We start from the raw sequence: 20,631 nt of genomic DNA, 5'->3' as shown, positions 1-20,631 counted from the left end.
GCGGGCTAGCGCACCCCCGATCTATCTGGTAAGTTCGGCGGCTCGCAGTCGCAGGGCCGGCGGTCGCCGGAGATGGAGCATCCTGCGCATTGGATCAGATGAGTGAGAGGCGGTCTATTCATGTCCACCGTAGAAAAGCAAAAAACCGGTCAAACCATGTACGGTGTCGAGCCCTATAAAGAGACCAAGGGCGAAGAGTACATGGGTGAGCCCATGAAGAAGCATTTCACCAAGCTTCTCAACGCCTGGAAAGGCGAGCTCATGCAGAGTGTGGATCGCACCGTAGACCACATGAAGGATGAAGCTGCGAACTTCCCGGACCCGGCCGACCGCGCCAGCCAGGAAGAAGAATTTGCTCTGGAGCTGCGCAACCGTGACCGCGAGCGCAAGCTGATCAAGAAGATCGACAAGACCCTGCAAAAGATTCAGGACGAAGACTACGGCTGGTGCGAATCGTGCGGCATCGAGATCGGCCTGCGCCGCCTGGAAGCCCGCCCTACCGCCGACCTGTGCTTCGACTGCAAGGAAATCGCCGAGAAAAAGGAAAAAACGGTCGGCAAAGGCTGATCTTTCTTCCACCTGAACGGGGCGCATCATGCGCCCCGTTTCATTTATATGCCTAGCCAGACCATGACCGACTCCAGCTACATCGGGCGTTTCGCCCCCACCCCCAGCGGCTTCCTGCACTTTGGCTCGCTGGTCGCGGCCCTCGCCTCCTGGTTGGATGCCCGCGCTGTCAACGGCCGCTGGCTGCTGCGCATGGAAGACACCGACCCGCCCCGGGAAATGCCCGGCGCGCGCGATGCCATCCTGCAAACGCTTGAGCGTTACGGCCTGGAATGGGACGGCGAGGTGGTTTTCCAGAGCCAGCGCCACGACGCCTATGCCGCCGTGGTCGACCGCCTGTTCAACATGGGCCTGGCCTATGCCTGCACCTGCTCACGCAAGCAGTTGGAAGGCTACAACGGTATCTACCCGGGCTTTTGCCGCAACGCCGGGCATGCCCGTGAAGGGGCGGCCATACGCTTGCGGGTGCCGGAACTGATCTACCGCTTTACCGACCGGGTGCAAGGTGATTACCAGCAACACCTGGGCCGCGAGGTGGGCGATTTCGTCATCCAGCGCCGCGACGGGCTGTACGCGTATCAGCTGGCGGTGGTACTGGACGATGCCTGGCAGGGTGTTACCGACATCGTGCGCGGCGCCGACCTGCTCGACAACACCCCGCGTCAGCTGTACCTGCAAGAGTTGCTGGGCTTTTCGCAGCCGCGTTACCTGCACATTCCGCTGATCGTGCAGCCGGACGGGCACAAGCTGGGCAAGTCGTACCGCTCGCCGCCGCTGCAGGCCGAACATGCCACGCCGCTGTTGTTGCGGGCGTTGCGGGCGCTGGGGCAGGAGACTGACCCGGGGTTGCTGCTGGCGACGCCGGCTGAAGTGTTGGCAGTGGCCCGCCAGCAGTGGCGCCCGGAGGCGATTGCACAACGGACAACGGTGCCAGAGGCTGATTTGCGCTGAGCCTCGGATCTTACCGGCCAATGCGGTCAGTGTAGGAGCGGCCTTGCCGGGGCGCCGGACCGGTCGGATGGGCTGCAAAGCAGCCCCGGCATAGGTGCGTCAGAGCTGAAATCCTGGGGCCGCTGCGCGCCCCATCGCGACACAAGGCCGCTCCTACAGGGATCGCATAATGCTGAAAACTGGGTACCTCTTCGAAAAACAAAAGCCTAACAAATTCAAACCCTTGGCTAACCCCATCGATTCCCGCTAGCATCCCCCCAGCCATTTGCGCCAATAATAAGTCCAAGCCCGCAGCGCCCAACCATCGAGGCCAGCATGTACATCTATCGTTTGGTCCTGCTTCTGGTCGTGGGGATCTACCTGTTCTCCCCGGCCATCATGGACTGGTGGATCGAGCCGACCGGAGCCTGGTACCGCCCCTACCTGCTCTGGCTGATCCTGATCGTCGTCACCTTCATCCTGCAGAGCCAACGAGATGCCGATGAGCTTTAGCCTGACCCAGATGATCCTGATCAGCGCCGGGTACCTCATGGTGCTGTTCGGCGTGGCCTGGATCAGTGAGCGCGGGTTGATCCCGCGCGCCATCATTCGCCACCCGCTCACCTACACCCTGTCGCTGGGTGTGTACGCCAGTGCCTGGGCCTTCTATGGCTCGGTGGGCCTGGCCTACCAATACGGCTACGGCTTCCTCGCCTGTTACCTGGGGGTGTCCGGGGCGTTCCTGCTGGCACCGGTGCTGCTGTACCCGATCCTGAAGATCACCCGCACCTACCAGCTTTCATCGCTGGCCGACCTGCTGGCGTTCCGCTTCCGCAGCACCTGGGCAGGGGCATTGACCACCATCATCATGCTGATCGGCGTACTGCCGTTGCTGGCCCTGCAGATCCAGGCGGTGGCCGACTCAATCAGCATCCTCACCGGTGAGCCGGTCAAGGCCCGGGTGGCCTTTGCCTTCTGCGTGCTGATCATCCTGTTCACCATCTTTTTCGGCTCGCGGCACATTGCCACGCGCGAAAAGCACGAAGGGCTGGTATTCGCCATTGCCTTCGAGTCGGTGATCAAGTTGCTGGCGCTGGGCGGCATCGGGTTGTACGCCTTGTACGGCGTATTTGGCGGCCCGCACGAGCTGGAAGTCTGGCTGCTGCAGAACCAGACCGCCCTGGCGGCCCTGCACACCCCGCTGCAGGAAGGCCCATGGCGCACCCTGTTGCTGGTGTTCTTCGCCTCGGCCATCGTCATGCCGCACATGTACCACATGGCCTTTACCGAAAACCTCAACCCGCGCTCGCTGGTCAGCGCCAGCTGGGGCCTGCCGCTGTTCCTGCTGCTGATGAGCCTGGCCGTGCCGCTGGTGCTGTGGGCCGGCCTGCGCCTGGGCGCCAGCACCAACCCCGAGTACTTCACCCTGGGGCTGGGTATCGCCGCCAACAATCAGGCGCTGACACTGTTGGCCTACGTGGGCGGGCTTGCGTCTGCCAGCGGGCTGATTATCGTCACGACCCTGGCCTTGTCAGGCATGGCCCTCAACCACCTGGTGCTACCGCTGTACCAGCCGCCTGCCGAGGGCAATATCTACCGCTGGCTGAAGTGGACCCGCCGCGCGCTGATCGTCGCCATCATCACTGCCGGCTTCATGTTCTACCTGACCCAGAACAACCATCAGAGCCTGGCCAATCTCGGTATCGTCGCCTTCGTCGCCACCTTGCAGTTCCTGCCAGGCGTCCTTTCGGTACTGTACTGGCCAACCGCTAACCGCCGCGGTTTCATCGCCGGGTTGCTGGCCGGGACACTGGTGTGGACTGTTACCATGCTGCTGCCGCTGCTGGGCAACCTGCAGGGCTTCTACATTCCGCTGCTGGACATGATCTATGTGCTGGACGATACCAGCTGGCACATGGCGGCCATCGCGTCGCTGGCAGCCAACGTGCTGCTGTTCACCCTGATCTCGCTGTTCACCAACGCCAGCACCGAAGAGGTCAGCGCCGCTGAAGCCTGCGCGGTGGACAACGTGCGCCGGCCACAGCGCCGCGAGCTGCACGCTGCCTCGCCGCAGGAATTCGCCACCCAGCTGGCCAAGCCACTGGGTGCCAAGGCCGCGCAAAAGGAAGTGGAGCAAGCCCTGCGCGACCTGTACCTGCCGTTCGACGAGCGCCGCCCTTATGCCCTGCGCCGCCTACGTGACCGCATCGAAGCCAACCTGTCGGGCCTGATGGGGCCGAGCGTGGCCCAGGACATGGTCGAAACCTTCCTGCCATACAAGTCCGGTAACGAAAACTACGTAACCGAGGACATTCACTTCATCGAAAGCCGCCTGGAAGACTACCACTCGCGCCTTACCGGCCTGGCCGCCGAACTCGATGCCCTGCGCCGCTACCACCGCCAGACCCTGCAGGAGCTGCCCATGGGCGTCTGCTCGCTGGCCAAGGACCAGGAAATCCTGATGTGGAACAAGGCCATGGAGGAACTCACCGGCATCGCCGCCAAGCACGTGGTCGGCTCACGCCTGGTCACCATCGCCGAACCTTGGCGCGGGCTGCTGCAAGGCTTCATCAACGTACCCGACGAACACCTGCACAAACAGCGCCTGGCACTCGACGGCCAGCCGCGCTGGTTGAACCTGCACAAGGCAGCCATTGACGAACCGCTGGCGCCCGGTAACAGTGGCCTGGTGCTGCTGGTCGAGGACCTTACCGAAACCCAGGCCCTGGAAGACAAGCTGGTGCATTCCGAGCGGCTGGCCAGCATTGGCCGCCTGGCTGCGGGCGTGGCCCACGAGATCGGCAACCCGATCACCGGCATCGCCTGCCTGGCGCAGAACCTGCGCGAGGAACGCGACGGCGATGGCGAAATCATCGAGCTGTCCAGCCAGATTCTCGACCAGACCAAGCGGGTGTCGCGCATCGTCCAGTCACTGATGAGCTTTGCCCATGCCGGTGGCAGCCACCAGAACAGCGAAGAGCCGGTGTGCCTGGCCGAAGTGGCGCAGGACGCCATCGGTCTGCTGGCGTTGAACCGGCGCAATTTCGAAGTACAGTTCTTCAACCTCTGCGACCCGGACCACTGGGCCGAAGGGGACCCGCAGCGCCTGGCCCAGGTGCTGATCAACCTGCTCTCCAACGCCCGCGACGCCTCACCGCCGGGCAGCGCCGTGCGCGTGCGCAGCGAAGTCAGCGAGCACACCGTCGACCTGATCGTCGAGGACGAGGGCAGCGGGATCCCGAAGAACATCCAGGACCGCTTGTTCGAACCGTTCTTCACCACCAAGGACCCGGGCGAAGGAACCGGACTGGGGCTCGCTCTGGTCTATTCCATCGTGGAAGAGCATTATGGGCAAATCACCATCGACAGCCCGGCCGACATCGAACGGCAACGTGGCACCCGGATCCGCGTGACCCTGCCCCGGCATGTCGTAGCGACGTCCCCTGAAATTCGAGACCGTCGAGAGAATTGAATCAATGCCGCACATTCTGATCGTCGAAGACGAAACCATCATCCGCTCGGCCTTGCGTCGTCTGCTTGAGCGGAACCAGTACCAGGTCAGCGAAGCCGGCTCGGTGCAGGAAGCCCAGGAACGCTTCAGCATTGCCACCTTTGACCTGATCGTCAGTGACCTGCGCCTGCCAGGCGCGCCGGGCACCGAACTGATCAAGCTTGGCCAAGGCACCCCGGTGCTGATCATGACCAGCTACGCTAGCCTGCGCTCGGCGGTGGACTCGATGAAAATGGGCGCGGTGGACTACATCGCCAAGCCCTTCGACCACGACGAAATGCTGCAAGCGGTGGCGCGCATCCTGCGCGACCGGCAGAACGCCCCCGCCGCTGTTCCGGCTGCCGAGCCACGCGCCAGCAACGGCAAGGCCGCCCCGGCCGACAAAGCCAGCGCGGCAGCGGCCAATGGCGAAATCGGCATCATCGGCTCGTGCCCGCCCATGCAGGACATGTACAGCAAGATCCGCAAGGTCGCGCCGACCGACTCCAATGTGCTGATCCAGGGCGAATCGGGTACCGGTAAGGAACTGGTAGCCCGCGCCCTGCACAACTTGTCACGACGGGCCAAGGCGCCGATGATTTCGGTGAACTGCGCAGCCATCCCCGAGACCCTGATCGAATCCGAACTGTTCGGCCACGAAAAAGGTGCCTTCACCGGCGCCAGCGCCGGTCGTGCCGGCCTGGTCGAAGCCGCCGATGGCGGTACGCTGTTCCTCGATGAAATTGGTGAACTGCCCCTGGAAGCCCAGGCCCGCCTGCTGCGCGTGCTGCAGGAGGGCGAGATTCGCCGGGTGGGTTCGGTGCAGTCGCAAAAGGTCGACGTGCGCCTGATCGCGGCGACCCACCGCGACCTGAAGAACCTGGCCAAGGCCGGCCAGTTCCGTGAAGACTTGTATTACCGCCTGCACGTGATTGCCCTGAAGCTACCGGCCCTGCGCGAGCGCGGCAGCGACGTCAACGAAATTGCCAGCGCCTTCCTGGCCCGCCAGAGCGCGCGCATCGGCCGTGACGACCTGCATTTCTCGGCAGAAGCCGAGCAGGCCATTCGTCACTACAGCTGGCCGGGTAACGTGCGTGAGTTGGAAAACGCCGTGGAGCGTGCGGTGATCCTCAGCGAGAGTGCGGAAATTTCTGCCGAGCTGCTGGGCATCGACATCGAACTGAGCGACCTGGAGGAAGACGACATCCTCGACAAGGCCCTGGTAGTGGCGAGCGCGGCCAGCGCCAGCCACGAGCCGACCGAGGACCTGTCGCTGGAGGACTACTTCCAGCACTTTGTGCTTGAGCATCAAGACCATATGACCGAGACCGAGCTGGCACGCAAGCTCGGCGTCAGCCGCAAGTGCCTGTGGGAACGCCGCCAGCGTCTGGGCATTCCGCGGCGTAAGAGTAATGCTGTCAGCGAGTAACGCTGTTCGCCGTAGCTTATGCGGCGCCTGTGAGATCGAGCGCCGCCCGCGCGGCGCTTCGCGGCACAAGGCCGCTCCCACATCTGTTTCGGGCCAGTTACTCCTGCCACCTGCGCACTCGCACCCTGGGTGCATGGCTGGAGATTGATGAAGAGCAGCGGCAATGCCGATGTCGAAGGGAACAAACAGGGCGGCCCGAGGTGATCTCACAGCAAAGACTGGCCCGAAACAGATGTGGGAGCGGCCTTGTGCCGCGAAGCGCCGCGCGGGCGGCGCTCGATCCCCCGGGCACCGCACCTGTAACGCCGAGCACCCCAGGTAACACCTCACTCCCGCAAAAAATCTGTTACCCAACCTTTCAGCCGTAACAGTTCCCGAGGCGTACGGTAACGAAATCCCGACATTTACGGCCCATCGGAAATCGCCAAATCCTCCCAACCCCTTGATTTTACTGGGTTTCGAAAAGTTGGCACGGCACCTGCTATATGCTTAGTACAAAAACAATAACAAGCACTGAAATCTAAAATAAGAACAAGACGAAACGGCTCACGCACAATAAAAACAAGACGGCGGAGGCGCAGCTAACTGATTCTTTTGGAGAGGATGCGTGTTTGGGGCTTGCCCCACGACCAGGCAGAGAACAACAAAAACTGCACTAAAAAGCAGCGCCTGAACTGGTTGGATCGACAGATCAACGTGACATCAGCGGCCAAAGCAATCCGTTTGCTCTTTACCCCCGGTTTGGGGGTCGTCCACAAGTTTCGAGATTTGTGGGCAGGGCACTCAACAAAAACAAAAAGCCCAGCAAAAAAATAATAAGAGCACGCAACGACACTTCTTGGGGAGCTTAGGCTCCCCTTGTCGTTTCTGTCATTCCTGCAGGCATCCTGCTACCCGCCTACACCATTCCCTGAGTAAATGCTAGAATCCCCGCCCATCATGCGGCCATTCTCCTATTCTTGGCCGAACATTCCTTCAAACAGTGCATCCCATGCTGAAGAAGCTGTTCCAGTCGTTCCGCCCGCCCGTACCGGGCCAGCACCACAGGCGCACCACGCCTGAGGTGATCAACAAGAGCCAGCACTCGCTGCAGCGCCACCAGTTCAGCCGCCATGCGGTGAACATCGTCGAGCGCCTGCAAAGTGCGGGTTACCAGGCCTACCTGGTCGGTGGCTGCGTCCGCGACCTGATGCTGGGCATCACACCAAAAGACTTCGACGTGGCCACCAGTGCCACGCCCGAACAGGTCCGTGCCGAGTTCCGTAACGCGCGTATCATTGGCCGCCGCTTCAAGCTGGTCCACGTGCATTTCGGCCGTGAGATCATCGAAGTCGCCACATTCCGCGCGCCGCACTCGGAAGACGACCAGGGTGACAGCCACCGTTCGTCGCATAACGCCAGTGGGCGCATCCTGCGTGACAACGTGTACGGCACCCTGGAAGAGGACGCGCAACGCCGCGACTTCACCATCAACGCCCTGTACTACGACCCGGTTAGCGAGCGCATCCTCGACTACGCCAACGGCGTACATGACGTGCGCAACCGCCTGCTGCGGCTGATCGGCGACCCGACCCACCGTTACCAGGAAGACCCGGTGCGCATGCTGCGCGCGGTGCGTTTCGCCGCCAAGCTGGACTTCGGCATCGAGAAGCACACCTTCAAGCCGATCCGCGAACTGGCCCCGTTGCTGCGCGAAATCCCGCCAGCACGCCTGTTCGAAGAGTGCCTGAAGCTGTTCCTTTCCGGCCAGGGCGCCATTGCCTTCGAGATGCTGGTCGACCTGGAACTGTTCGAGCCGTTGTTCCCGGCCAGTGCACACGCCCTGGAAGAGCGCCCTACCTACACCCACACGCTGATCAGCCAGGCACTGAACAACACCGACCTGCGCGTGAAGCAGGGCAAACCGGTGACGCCAGCCTTCCTGTTCGCTGCACTGCTGTGGCCTGCCCTGCCGTCCCGTGTACTGCACCTGCAGAACCAGGGTGTGCCGCCAATTCCGGCCATGAACGGCGCAGCCCACGACCTGATTGCCGAACAGTGCGCGCGCATTGCCATCCCCAAGCGCTTCACCCTGCCGATCCGCGAGATCTGGGACATGCAGGAACGCCTGCCACGCCGCAGCGGCAAGCGCGCCGACATACTGCTGGACAACCCGCGTTTCCGTGCCGGTTACGACTTCCTGCTGCTGCGTGAAAGCGCCGGTGAGGAAACCGACGACCTCGGCCAGTGGTGGACCGACTACCAAGATGCCAACGACAGCGAGCGCCGCGAGATGATCCGCGAGCTGGGCAGCCGTGATGAAGGCACTGGCGCCGGCCCGCGCAAACGCAAGCGCAGCGGTAGCAAACGCAAGCGCGGTGGCGACGAGGCGCTGTTCGAGTGACCACCCGCGCCTACGTTGGCCTGGGCAGCAACCTGGATGCACCTGCCGAGCAGCTGCGCAGCGCCTTGCAGGCGCTGGACCAGCTCGAAGCCACACGCCTGGTAGCGGCCTCGGCCTTGTACACCAGCGATTCGCTGCTGCCTGGCCAGCCCCGCTACACCAACGCCGTCGCCGCGCTGGACACCACCCTGGCACCGCTGGCCCTGCTCGACGCGCTGCAGGCCATCGAGAACGGCCAGGGCCGGGTACGCAAGGAACGCTGGGGCCCACGCACGCTGGACCTGGACATCCTGCTGTTCGGCGACCAGGTACTCGACCAGCCCCGCCTGAAAGTGCCGCATTACCACATGCACGCCCGCCCTTTCGTGCTGTACCCACTGGCCGAACTGGTACCCGGCGATTTCCGCCTGGCCGATGGCCGCGCACTTGCGCAACTACTCGACGATTGCCCGTTCGTCGGCCTGGAACGCCTGTAAACCGGGCGTTCCAGCCTGCCGTACCGCTACGGTAACGCCAGTAACACCCTGATCGTAACAATGCGGTAACAGGGTGATTGACTTCCCCCACCTCGCTCACGACTATAGGCGTCCCGTGTGGCACCAAAGTGCCGCATACCCGTATTTAGGCCCGGACGGACCTGTGCCCGAACATCACGCGCGATGATGTGCCGCTCCGGAAGATGACTACACGCGTTGAATGCAGTCGTTTTTTACAGCGCCTGAACGAGGAATTTCCTACATGCCTGAAGTAACCCTCACCACCCTCAATGGCCTCAAGGCCAAGGGTGAAAAAATCACCATGCTGACCTGCTACGACGCAACCTTCGCCAAGGTCGCCAGCCAGGCTGGCATTGAAGTGTTGCTGGTGGGCGACTCGCTGGGGATGGTCCTGCAGGGCCACGACAGCACCTTGCCGGTAACCACGGCGGACATGGCCTACCATACCGCCAGCGTAAAACGCGGCAACGATGGCGCGCTGATTCTTGCCGACCTGCCGTTCATGGCTCACGCCACCCCTGAGCAGGCCTTTGCCAACAGCGCTTCGCTGATGCAGGCCGGCGCCCACATGATCAAGATCGAGGGCGCCGCCTGGCTGGCCGAGACCATTCGCCTGCTGGCCGAACGTGGCGTGCCGGTGTGCGCGCACATGGGCCTGACCCCACAAACCGTCAACGTGCTGGGCGGCTACAAAGTGCAAGGCCGCCAGGAAGCCCAGGCCCGGCAGATGCGTGCCGACGCCATTGCCCTGGAGCAAGCCGGTGCAGCCATGCTGCTGCTGGAATGCGTGCCCAGCGAACTGGCGGCGGAAATCACCAATGCCGTAGGCATCCCGGTAATCGGCATTGGCGCCGGCAGCGCCACCGATGGCCAGGTACTGGTACTGCACGACATGCTCGGCCTGTCGCTGACTGGTCGGGTACCAAAGTTCGTGAAGAACTTCATGCAAGGCCAGCCGGATATCCACAGCGCCCTCGTCGCGTACGTCGAGGCGGTCAAGCAAGTCAGCTTCCCAGGCAGCGAACACGGGTTCAGTGCATGAATACAGTCAAGACCGTCCGCGAACTACGCGCAGCAGTGGCCCGCGCCCGCGGTGAGGGCAAGCGCATCGGCTTCGTTCCAACCATGGGCAACCTGCACAGCGGCCACGCTGCGCTGGTAACCAAGGCCGCGCAGCGCGCCGACTTCGTGGTCGCCAGTATCTTCGTCAACCCGCTGCAGTTCGGCGCCAACGAAGACCTCGACAAGTACCCACGCACACTCGCCGCCGACCAGGAGCGCCTGCTGCAGGCCGGCTGTAACCTGCTGTTCGCGCCCACCGTGGACGAGATGTACCCCGACGGCATGAGCGTGCAAACCCGCGTCAGCGTGCCCCAGCTTTCCGAAGGCCTGTGCGGCGCCAGCCGGCCCGGGCATTTCGAAGGTGTAGCCACGGTGGTCAGCAAGCTGTTCAACATGGTCCAGCCGGACCTTGCGGTATTCGGTGAAAAGGACTTCCAGCAACTGGCGGTGATCCGCGCCATGGTGCGCGACCTGAACATGCCGGTGCAGATCATTGGCGAGCCCACCGTGCGGGCCGAAGATGGCCTGGCGCTGTCGTCGCGCAATGGTTACCTCACGCCGGAGCAGCGTAGTGCTGCACCAGCGCTGTACCGCACGTTGCAGCAGATTGCGGCGGGCATTGGCCGGGGACAGCGGGATTTTGCTGCGCTGGTTGCCGAAGGGCAGGCGCAACTGGCTGCGGCGGGTTTCCGCCCGGACTACCTGGAAGTGCGCCATGCCGTGAGCCTGCGCCCGGCGGTGATCGATGATCGCGACCTGGTGGTGATTGCGGCGGCTTACATGGGTAACACCCGGTTGATCGACAACCTTTACCTGCATGTGGAAGAGAAGACCGCGTAATGGCATGGGGCTGCCTTGCAGCCCATTCGCCGGCAAGCCAGCTCCCACAGGGGCGCAAAGCGCTCCCAAAATCCCCCTGTCATACCCATTCCCAGCGCGTGGCCTTTGCCTATAATGATGCCAGCCTGAACCCGGCAACGACTGCCGTGTCCAAGGTCTCACCACGCACCAAGGGAACCCCGCGCAATGGCGTATTACCGTACTCCCCACGATGTGACGGCCCTGCCCGCCTGGCAGGCGCTTCAGCAACACCGCGATGCCATGCAGTGCTTCAGCATGCGCGAAGCCTTTGCCGCCGATGCCAAGCGCTTCGACCAGTTCTCCCTTAGCGCTTGCGGTCTGTTCCTCGACTATTCGAAAAACCTGATTACCGAACAAAGCCGCGACCTGCTGGTCAACCTGGCCAACGAAGTTGGCCTGCAGGACGCCATCAAGTCGATGTTCAGCGGCGAAATCATCAACGCCTCCGAAGGCCGCCCGGTGCTGCATACCGCCCTGCGCCGGCCCGTAGGTGACAAACTCAGCGTCAACGGCGTGAACGTCATGCCGGAAGTGCACAAGGTACTCAACCAGATCACCGAACTGGTTGGCCGCATCCATGACGGCCTGTGGCGTGGCTACAGCGAGAAGCCGATCACCGACGTGGTCAACATCGGCATCGGCGGCTCGTTCCTCGGCCCCGAGCTGGTCTCCGAGGCGTTGCTGCCCTACGCTCAGCGCGGCGTGCGCTGCCACTACCTGGCCAACATCGACGGCAGTGAGTTCCACGAGCTGTCGGCCAACCTGCGCGCCGAAACCACCCTGTTCATCGTCTCGTCGAAGTCGTTCAACACCCTCGAGACTCTGAAAAACGCCATGGCCGCACGCACCTGGTACCTGGCACAGGGCGGCTCGGAAGCCGAGCTGTACCGCCACTTCATTGCGGTCTCCAGCAACAAGGCCGCCGCCGTGGCCTTCGGCATCCGCGAAGAGAACATCTTCCCGATGTGGGACTGGGTCGGCGGGCGCTACTCGCTGTGGTCGGCCATCGGTCTGCCAATTGCCCTGGCCATCGGCACCGCCAACTTCAAGGAGCTGCTGTCCGGTGCCTACACCATGGACCAGCATTTCCAGACCGCGCCGTTCGACAAGAACATGCCCGTGCTGCTGGCCCTGCTGGGCGTGTGGTACGGCAATTTCTGGGGCGCCAGCAGCCACGCGATCCTGCCCTACGACCATTACCTGCGTAACATCACCAAGCACCTGCAGCAGCTGGACATGGAGTCCAATGGCAAAAGCGTGCTGCAAGATGGCACCCCGGTGAAAACCGATACCGGCCCGGTCATCTGGGGTGGCGTCGGCTGTAACGGCCAGCACGCCTACCACCAGTTGCTGCACCAGGGCACCCAGCTGATTCCGGCCGACTTCATCGTGCCGGTCGTGAGCTTCAACCCAGTAGCCGACCATCACCAGTGGCTGTATGCCAACTGCCTGTCGCAGAGCCAGGCGCTGATGCTGGGTAAAACCCGCGAAGAAGCCGAAGCCGAACTGCGTGGCAAAGGCCTGAACGAAGCGGACATCGAAAAGCTGGCCCCGCACAAGGTGATCCCGGGCAACCGCCCGAGCAACACACTGGTGGTCGAGCGCATCAGCCCGCGCCGCTTGGGCGCGTTGGTGGCGATGTACGAGCACAAGGTGTTCGTGCAGAGCGTGATCTGGGGTATCAACGCCTTCGATCAGTGGGGCGTGGAGCTGGGCAAGGAGCTGGGCAAGGGCGTTTACCAGCGCTTGGTTGGCAGCCTGGAAGACAGCGCTGAAGATGGCTCGACCCAAGGCCTGATCAACTACTTCCGCGGCCGTCACCGCGGGTGATCCCAATGCCGACACATGGTCGCTCTTTGTAGGAGCGGCCTTGTGTCGCGATGGGCCGCGAAGCGGCCCCAAAAATTGATGCACAAATGCTGAAATCCTGGGGCCGCGTTGCGGCCCATCGCGACACAAGGCCGCTCCTACAGGGACCGCGCAAACCTCAACTGGGGAGGTGGCACAGGCGGAACACCTTCCCCAGCTACACTGTCCTATCGAATAGCCGTTGCAGTCCCTCGCCCCTTACAAGAGCAGGACCACCCGCCATGTTCGATATCCGCAATTACCCCCAGGCCCTGGCCGTCAGCCAGGCCGCCGCCCTCACCCCCGACGACTACCGCCGCCTCTACCGTCAGTCGGTCGACGACCCCGACACCTTCTGGGCCGAACAAGCCAAGCGCCTGGACTGGATCAAGCCCTGGTCAAGCGTGCAGCAAGGCGACCTGAAGACCGGCGAAGCGCGCTGGTTCGACGGTGCTCAGCTCAACGTCAGCTACAACTGCATCGACCGCCACCTGGCCCAGCGCGGCGAGCAGACCGCCCTGCTGTGGGAAGGTGACGACCCGCAAGATTCCAAGGCCATCAGCTACCGCGAGCTGCACCGCCAGGTCTGCCGCCTGGCCAACGCCCTTAAAGCACGCGGGGTGAAAAAAGGCGACCGGGTGTGCATCTACATGCCGATGATCCCCGAGGCCGCCTTCGCCATGCTCGCCTGCACCCGCATCGGCGCCATCCACTCGGTGGTGTTCGGTGGTTTCTCGCCAGACGCCCTGCGCGACCGCATTCTCGATGCCGACTGCCGCACGGTGATCACCGCCGATGAAGGCGTGCGCGGCGGCAAGCGCATCCCGCTCAAACACAACGTCGACAAGGCCCTGGCCAGTTGCCCCGCAGTCAGCAGCGTCTTCGTGGTACGCCGCACCGATGGCGATGTTGCCTGGGCCGAGGGCCGCGATCTCTGGTACCACGAGGCAACGGAAAAGGCAGGCGATGATTGCGCCCCCGAGCCGATGGAAGCCGAAGACCCGCTGTTCATCCTCTATACCTCTGGCAGCACTGGTAAACCCAAAGGCGTGCTGCACACCACCGGCGGCTACCTGCTGCAGGCGGCCATGACCTTCGACGTAGTGTTCGATTACCGGGACGGCGAAGTGTTCTGGTGCACCGCCGACGTCGGCTGGGTAACCGGCCACAGCTACATCGTCTATGGCCCGCTGGCCAATGGTGCGATCTCGCTGATGTTCGAAGGCGTGCCCAACTACCCGGACACCTCGCGCTTCTGGCAGGTGGTGGACAAGCACCAGGTGAACATCTTCTACACCGCCCCGACCGCCCTGCGTGCGCTGATGCGCGAAGGTTCGGCACCGCTGCAGAGCACCACGCGCAAAAGCCTGCGCCTGCTGGGCAGTGTCGGCGAGCCGATCAACCCAGAAGCCTGGGAGTGGTACTTCGAGGAAGTCGGGCAGAAGCGCTGCCCGATTGTCGATACCTGGTGGCAGACCGAAACCGGCGGCATCATGCTAACCCCGCTGCCTGGCTCACCCTCGCTCAAGCCTGGCTGCGCCACCCAGCCCATGTTCGGCGTGCAACCGGTGCTGCTGGACGAAAAAGGCCAACTGATTGAGGGCCCCGGCGCCGGTCTGCTGGTCATCAAGGCCAGTTGGCCAGGGCAGATCCGCAGCGTCTATGGCGACCACCAACGCATGGTCGACACCTACTTCAAACCCATGCCCGGCTATTACTTCACCGGCGACGGTGCCCGCCGCGATGCCGACGGCGACTTCTGGATCACCGGGCGCATCGATGATGTGATCAACGTGTCCGGCCACCGCATCGGCACTGCCGAAGTGGAAAGCGCGTTGGTACTGCATGACAGCGTTGCCGAAGCCGCCGTGGTCGGCTACCCGCATGACCTCAAGGGCCAGGGTGTGTACGCCTTCGTCACGCCCATGAATGGTGTAACGCCAGACGACGCACTGAAAACCGAGCTGCTGGCCCTGGTCAGCAAGGAAATCGGCAGTTTCGCCAAGCCCGAGCTGATCCAGTGGGCACCGGCGCTGCCGAAGACGCGCTCAGGCAAGATCATGCGGCGTATACTGCGCAAGATCGCCTGCAACGAGCTGGACAACCTGGGCGATACCTCGACCCTGGCCGACCCCAGCGTAGTGCAGGGCCTGATCGACAAACGCCTCAACCAGTAACCGGCGGCCACTGTTCATGGCCGCCCTGCCACGCAGGTCGCCATGGAAGCCCTTCGCCGCCGCATCGAAACCCAGGTCATGAGCCTTACCGGGCTGGCCCTCGGCCAGCTCGACCTGGAATCGCCCAAGGGCGACCCTGGGCTGTTCGGCCCGCACAGCATCAGCTGGCAGGTGCATGGCGACTTTCCCAGCATGCTGGTCGGCGGCATCAGCGCGCTCATGCTGCAATTGCTGCATCCACTGGCATTGGCCGGTGTGTGGGATCATTCCAATTTCCGTGAAGACCTGCTCGGCCGCTTGCGCCGTACCAGCCAGTTCATCTCCGGGACTACCTTCGGTGCCACGGGCGACGCCGAATGGCTGATCGACAAGGTGCGCACCATTCACCTTCAGGTCACCGGTACCGCGCCGGACGGCCGTCCCTATGCGGCCAGCGACCCGGACTTGCTGACCTGGGTGCATGTGGCGGAGGTCAGCAGCTTCCTCGCTGCCCACTTGCGTTACCGCAACCCGCACCTGCCGCGCAGTGAGCAGGATGCCTACTACAACGAGATCGCCCTGATTGCCGAGCGCCTTGGCGCCCGAGACGTGCCACGTTCCTGCCAGCAGGTGGAAGATTACCTGCAGCGCATACGCCCGCAACTGCACTGCGACGCACGCAGCCACGAGGTGATTCGGATTCTGCTCGACGCCCCGGCGCCCAGCCGCCTGGCTCAACCAGTCGGCAAGTTGATGCTACTCGCCGGTATCGACCTGCTACCGGGCTGGGCCCAGGTGATGCTCGGCTTGCAGCATGGGCCCCTGCAACAGCGCCTGATCCGCCTGGGCCTGAAGCGCACCGCACCGGTATTGCGCTGGGCGATGCGCGATGGCTCGGCGCACCGGGCCAAGCGACGCATGGGTATCGACTGACGCCAGTTGGTCCGCCCAGCGGAACTGATTTAACGTGCCATACTCCAAGCACTCCTGCTTAGACAGACGAAGCGACACATGTACAAAGGATTGACTCGCGCCGCTGGCGCAATCGTGGCCCTGGTGGCCCTTTACAGCCTGCTCGGCTTTCTCATACTTCCCGGTGTCGCACTGCGCGTCGCCAATCAGCAGTTGGCCCAGTACGCTACCGTACCGGCCCACCTCGAACGGATCGAGCTCAACCCCTTCAGCCTCGAGCTGACACTGTGGGGCCTGCAGATCGGCGAACCCGGCAAGGAGCAGGTGGGCTTCGAACGGCTATATGCCAACCTCTCGCTCGACAGCCTGTGGACCCGCGCCCTGCACCTGGAAGCGGTCGAGCTCGACAAACCGCGCAACGAGGTACTGTTCGCCAAGGACGGTACGCTCAACCTGACCGGGCTGTTCAAGCTGCCAGCCAGTGAAGCCAAGCCCGACGAACCACCCAGCGACCCGTTCCCGCTGCGCATCGGCAGCATCAAGCTGATCGATGGCTACCTGCATTTCGAGGACCAGCGCCCCAGCGAGCCGATCGAGTTCCTCTACGACAACATGAACCTGGAGCTGAAAAACCTCAGCACCTTGCCCAACGACAATGCCGACATGTCCCTGGTGGCCCTTGGCCCCAACGGCGGGCGTATCGACTGGAAAGGTACTCTCAGCCTGGCGCCGATCGCCTCTGAAGGCACGCTGAAGATCACCGAAGGCAAGATGAAGGCATTCTGGCCCTATGTGCGCGATGCCGTGCCGTTGGTGCTGGAAGACGGCGTGGTCAGCCTCGACACCCACTACAAGCTCAACCTCGCCAAACAGACAGAACTGCTCCTGGACAATGCCTCCGTGCGGATCGCACCGTTCGCCATCAAGGCACCGGATGGTCGGCCGCTGGCGCGCCTGGCCAGCCTGGAGGTGAGCGAAACCTCTGTCGACCTGGTCAAGCAACGGGTCACCGTCGGCAAGATCCGCAGCGAAAAACTGGAAACCTGGGCTGCGCTGGAAAAAGACGGCCAGCTCGACTGGCAGAAGCTGTTCGCCAGCCAACCGGCCAAAGCCACGCCGAAAGAAAAGGCCGAGCCGGCTACCGCCGAGCCTACGCCTGAAGAAAAAGCGGCCAAGGAGCCGAGCAAGCCCTGGCAGGTGCTGCTCAAGGACGTCCAGTTGCGCAACTACCTGGTGCACCTGGCAGACCGTACGCAAAAGGAGCCTGTGGCCCTCGATATCGGCCCGCTCAACGCCGACCTGCAAGGGTTTGACAGCCTTAACCAGACGCCCTTCACCCTCAAGCTCGATACCGGTGTGGGCAAGCAAGGCAAGCTGCAGGCAGCCGGCCAGGTCAACCTGGCGCCGATCTGGGCCAAGCTGGATGTCAGCACCCGCGATATCGACCTGCGCGTGGCCCAGGCCTACATCAGCCCGTTCATCCTGCTGGAGCTGCGCAGCGGCATGCTCTCCAGCGATCTCAAGGTCGACCTGAAAAACACCGCGCCGCTGGCCTTCAATGTTACCGGCAAGGCCCAGGTCAGTCAGTTGCACACCCTCGACACGATCAAGAGCCGCGACTTCGTCAAATGGCAGCAGGTGAACGTGGACGGCCTGTCCTACGTGCATGGTGATGCGCTGTCGATCGACAAGGTGACCCTGCTGCAACCCTATGCACGCTTCATCATCAACGAAGACCGCACCACCAACGTCAACGACCTGCTGATCCCGCAGCCGGCTGGCGCACCGTCGAGCAGCCAGGCGAAATCAGCCCCGGCCAGCAACAGCAAACCGCTGGGCATCCACATCGGCCAGGTCGACATCAATGACGGCTCGGCCAACTTTGCCGACCTGTCGCTGACCCCCAACTTCGCCACGGCCATCCAGCAGCTCAACGGCCAGATCGGCACCATCGACAACCGCACGCCAGCTCCGGCCAAGGTTGACGTCAAGGGCAAGGTCGACCGCTATGCACCGGTGACCATCAAAGGCGCCCTCAACCCGTTCAACCCGCTGGCCAGCCTGGACATCGCCACCAGCTTCAAGCGCGTCGAGCTGACCACATTGACCCCCTACTCCGGCAAGTTCGCCGGTTTCCGTATCCGCAAGGGCCGGCTCAATCTCGACCTGCATTACCTGATCACCAACGGCCAGCTCAAGGCCGAGAACAAAGTCGTGGTGGAGCAGTTGCAACTGGGCGAAAAAGTCGACAGCCCGGATGCGGTCGACTTGCCGATCCGCCTGGCGGTGGCATTGCTGAAGGACACCGAGGGCAAGATCTCGATCGAGCTGCCGGTGACGGGCGACCTCAATAACCCACAGTTCAGCGTAATGCCGATTGTCTGGCAAACCCTGCGCAACCTGGTGCTGCGTGCGGCGCAAGCGCCGTTCAAGTTCATTGGCGGGCTGATTACCGGGGGTGGTTCGCAAGACCTCGGTAATGTGGCCTTCGCACCGGGCTCCAGCGAACTCAGCGGCGATGCCCAATCGTCGCTGGACAAGCTGGCATCGGCGCTGAAAGAACGCCCGGAACTGCGCCTGGAAATCGAAGGCACCAGCGCCCAGGCCAGCGACGGCCCACTGATCGCCCAGCAGCGCCTGGAGCGTGAGTACCAGGCCACCTGGTACAAGATCCTGCAGCGCCGTGGTGACAAGGTGCCGCCTAATGCTTCGATGCTGATTGTTGATGACAGTGACAAACCGGCGATGCTCGAAGGCATTTACCGCACCCGTCTGAAGCAGCAACCGCCGGCCGACTGGGAACAGTTGGGGCGCGATGAGCGCACTGCCAAGCTGCGCGAGGCGGTGATCAAGTCGTGGGCCGAAAGCACCGCGTTACTGCGTACACTGGGCCAGGAACGGGCCAGCAGCATCAAGGACTACCTGGTCGACAAGGGCAAGCTGGAAGATGACCGGGTGTATTTCATCGATACCAGCCTGGGGCAGCCAGAAAGCGATGGCCGAGTGGTGACGCCGATGCATCTGGATGCCGAGTAAACTCTGATAGCAGGCCCGGCCCATTCGCGGGTGAACCCGCTCCCCCAGGTAACACACAGGCCTTGAGCCATGCGCAATCCCTGTGGGAGCGGGTTCACCCGCGAAGACGCCGGCACAGGCGTCAGACCAACCGCTGCCCCGACACCGCCGGGTGATACAGCGGTTGTACCTTGTTCCCCGCCGGGTCCAGCAGGTGGAAGCTGCGCGCACCGTCCCCATGGTTGAATGGCCGGTCAAGCAAGGTCACCCCTCGGGCCTTGAAGTACGCATACCAGGCCTCCAGTTCCTCGACACTGTCGACGATGAACCCATAGTGGTCCAGGGTCTGCAGCCCATTGGCCGCCCCTGCTCCGCGCCCCAGCGACAGGTTGTCATTACCGCAGGTCAGGTACACCAAGTCTTCATTGGCGCGGTTCAGCACTTCCATACCCAGCACATCGACATAGAAGCGTTCGCACTCCTCAAGGTTGGGTACCAGCAAGGCAATATGGCGCAGGCCATTCAAGCGACCAGGGCGTGCAGGCAATTGGGACATTGGCTAGGCTCCTTTTTTGTATACAATTCGATATTGAATTTAAAACAAAAGGAAAGATTTGTGTATAGCCTGTTCATCAAGACCCGCGTGAAACCCGGATGTGTCGACGCTTTCCTTAGCGCGATCAAGGTCAATGCCGCCGCTTCGGTGGCCACTGAGCCGGGTTGCCTGGTGTTCGATGTGTCGCAAGACCGCGCAGACCCGGAGGTCATCTACCTGTACGAGATCTACTGCGACGATGCCGCCTATGAGGCACACACCCAAACGGCGCACTTCCGTGACAGCAGACCGCTGGTGGAGCCGCTGATCGTCGAGCAGGAATGTTTTGAGAGCGATGTTATCGCGCGTAATCCGGTGTGCTGAGTTGAAAGAAAAAGCCCTGGCATGGGCCAGGGCTTTCGGTAACGGTGGCCAAATCCATTTGGCCGACGGGACATTCCTTATTCAGCTTTCAGGCCGTCAGACATTACGCTCTTGACGCCTTTGATGTTCTTGGTAATGCGTACAGCTTCTTCTTTCTGCGATTCGGTGACTTTTACATCGGAAGACAGGGAAACAACACCTTGGCTGGTCTCGACTTTGATGTCGCTGCCTGGAATGCCTTTTTCAGTCAGCAGGTCAGCTTTGACCTTGGTGGTGATCCAAGTGTCGGAGCCTTCTTGCTTGGCGTTGTCAACAGTGTTGGCAGCCAACATGACTGGAGCCTGGGTTGGCTCGGCAGCGAAGGCACCGTTAGCCATGGTCAGGGTCAGAGCGGTTGCAGTAGCGGCAGCAATGGCGAACTTCTTCATGTGAGTCACTCCTGTTTATTTGAAAGGTCTGCGCCGTATGTCCTGGCGTCAGATATGAAGGTAGTTGCATGCGTTGTGCCAGCTTTACCGTTTCGCTTAAACCCTTATAAATCAATAAGTTAGCTATAAGCCGC

Annotated in this window: 16 protein-coding genes; 14 read left to right on the top strand and 2 right to left on the bottom strand. The window is 62.5% G+C overall.

Annotated elements, in window-relative coordinates:
* Positions 1-120 precede the first annotated feature (120 nt).
* The 13 genes from dksA (at position 121) to ACI2KG_RS22555 (ending at position 19,171) form a co-directional block, all read left to right on the top strand.
* On the top strand, positions 121-567 hold the full coding sequence (gene dksA / locus ACI2KG_RS22615; RefSeq protein ID WP_016501618.1) for an RNA polymerase-binding protein DksA: 447 nt from the start codon (positions 121-123) through the stop codon (positions 565-567).
* A 63-nt stretch (positions 568-630) separates the two neighbouring features.
* The gene (gluQRS, locus tag ACI2KG_RS22610) at positions 631-1,518 is read left to right on the top strand and encodes a tRNA glutamyl-Q(34) synthetase GluQRS (RefSeq protein ID WP_404663368.1); all 888 of its coding nucleotides are present in this window, start codon (positions 631-633) and stop codon (positions 1,516-1,518) included.
* A gap of 315 nt (positions 1,519-1,833) precedes the next feature.
* A complete protein-coding gene (locus tag ACI2KG_RS22605; RefSeq protein ID WP_003250005.1) occupies positions 1,834-2,010 on the top strand; it encodes a hypothetical protein in 177 nt (58 codons plus the stop codon).
* On the top strand, positions 1,994-4,969 hold the full coding sequence (locus tag ACI2KG_RS22600) for an ATP-binding protein (RefSeq protein ID WP_400618484.1): 2,976 nt from the start codon (positions 1,994-1,996) through the stop codon (positions 4,967-4,969). Before ACI2KG_RS22605 ends, ACI2KG_RS22600 begins: the two co-directional genes overlap by 17 nt.
* Positions 4,970-4,973: 4 nt before the next feature.
* Complete coding sequence (locus ACI2KG_RS22595; protein WP_404663355.1) at positions 4,974-6,416, top strand: sigma-54-dependent transcriptional regulator; 1,443 nt, start codon at positions 4,974-4,976, stop codon at positions 6,414-6,416.
* A gap of 991 nt (positions 6,417-7,407) precedes the next feature.
* On the top strand, positions 7,408-8,799 hold the full coding sequence (locus tag ACI2KG_RS22590; RefSeq protein WP_404663354.1) for a polynucleotide adenylyltransferase PcnB: 1,392 nt from the start codon (positions 7,408-7,410) through the stop codon (positions 8,797-8,799).
* Positions 8,796-9,275 (top strand): 2-amino-4-hydroxy-6-hydroxymethyldihydropteridine diphosphokinase, encoded by a 480-nt coding sequence (folK, locus tag ACI2KG_RS22585; protein ID WP_404663353.1) that lies wholly within the window; start codon positions 8,796-8,798, stop codon positions 9,273-9,275. The genes ACI2KG_RS22590 and folK overlap by 4 nt, the downstream gene beginning before the upstream one ends.
* Before the next feature lie 262 nt (positions 9,276-9,537).
* Positions 9,538-10,338: a 3-methyl-2-oxobutanoate hydroxymethyltransferase gene (gene panB / locus ACI2KG_RS22580; protein ID WP_404663352.1), complete on the top strand. Its 801-nt coding sequence runs from the start codon at positions 9,538-9,540 to the stop codon at positions 10,336-10,338.
* Positions 10,335-11,198 (top strand): pantoate--beta-alanine ligase, encoded by an 864-nt coding sequence (gene panC, locus ACI2KG_RS22575; protein ID WP_400618469.1) that lies wholly within the window; start codon positions 10,335-10,337, stop codon positions 11,196-11,198. Before panB ends, panC begins: the two co-directional genes overlap by 4 nt.
* Positions 11,199-11,384: 186 nt before the next feature.
* A complete protein-coding gene (gene pgi, locus ACI2KG_RS22570; RefSeq protein ID WP_404663351.1) occupies positions 11,385-13,049 on the top strand; it encodes a glucose-6-phosphate isomerase in 1,665 nt (554 codons plus the stop codon).
* A gap of 260 nt (positions 13,050-13,309) precedes the next feature.
* Entirely contained in the window at positions 13,310-15,244 is a 1,935-nt protein-coding gene (acs, locus tag ACI2KG_RS22565) for an acetate--CoA ligase (RefSeq protein WP_404663350.1), read from the top strand.
* A gap of 42 nt (positions 15,245-15,286) precedes the next feature.
* Positions 15,287-16,156: an oxygenase MpaB family protein gene (locus ACI2KG_RS22560; protein WP_404663349.1), complete on the top strand. Its 870-nt coding sequence runs from the start codon at positions 15,287-15,289 to the stop codon at positions 16,154-16,156.
* Between the two features lie 78 nt (positions 16,157-16,234).
* Positions 16,235-19,171 (top strand): DUF748 domain-containing protein, encoded by a 2,937-nt coding sequence (locus ACI2KG_RS22555; protein WP_404663348.1) that lies wholly within the window; start codon positions 16,235-16,237, stop codon positions 19,169-19,171.
* Positions 19,172-19,292: 121 nt separating this feature from the next.
* On the opposite strand, the gene ACI2KG_RS22550 is transcribed toward ACI2KG_RS22555, so the two are convergent.
* Entirely contained in the window at positions 19,293-19,706 is a 414-nt protein-coding gene (locus ACI2KG_RS22550; RefSeq protein ID WP_404663347.1) for a VOC family protein, read from the bottom strand.
* Positions 19,707-19,766: 60 nt separating this feature from the next.
* On the opposite strand from ACI2KG_RS22550, the gene ACI2KG_RS22545 reads away from it, so the two are divergent.
* Entirely contained in the window at positions 19,767-20,069 is a 303-nt protein-coding gene (locus ACI2KG_RS22545; RefSeq protein WP_404663346.1) for a putative quinol monooxygenase, read from the top strand.
* A gap of 77 nt (positions 20,070-20,146) precedes the next feature.
* On the opposite strand, the gene ACI2KG_RS22540 is transcribed toward ACI2KG_RS22545, so the two are convergent.
* Entirely contained in the window at positions 20,147-20,497 is a 351-nt protein-coding gene (locus tag ACI2KG_RS22540) for a BON domain-containing protein (RefSeq protein WP_021784324.1), read from the bottom strand.
* Positions 20,498-20,631: the final 134 nt, after the last annotated feature.

This window comes from Pseudomonas sp. NPDC089407 (genome assembly GCF_044900445.1).
Classification (GTDB): Bacteria; Pseudomonadota; Gammaproteobacteria; order Pseudomonadales; family Pseudomonadaceae; genus Aquipseudomonas.
The sequence above is the reverse complement of the archived record's forward strand: the minus strand, read 5'-3'. Positions and strand labels throughout refer to the sequence as shown.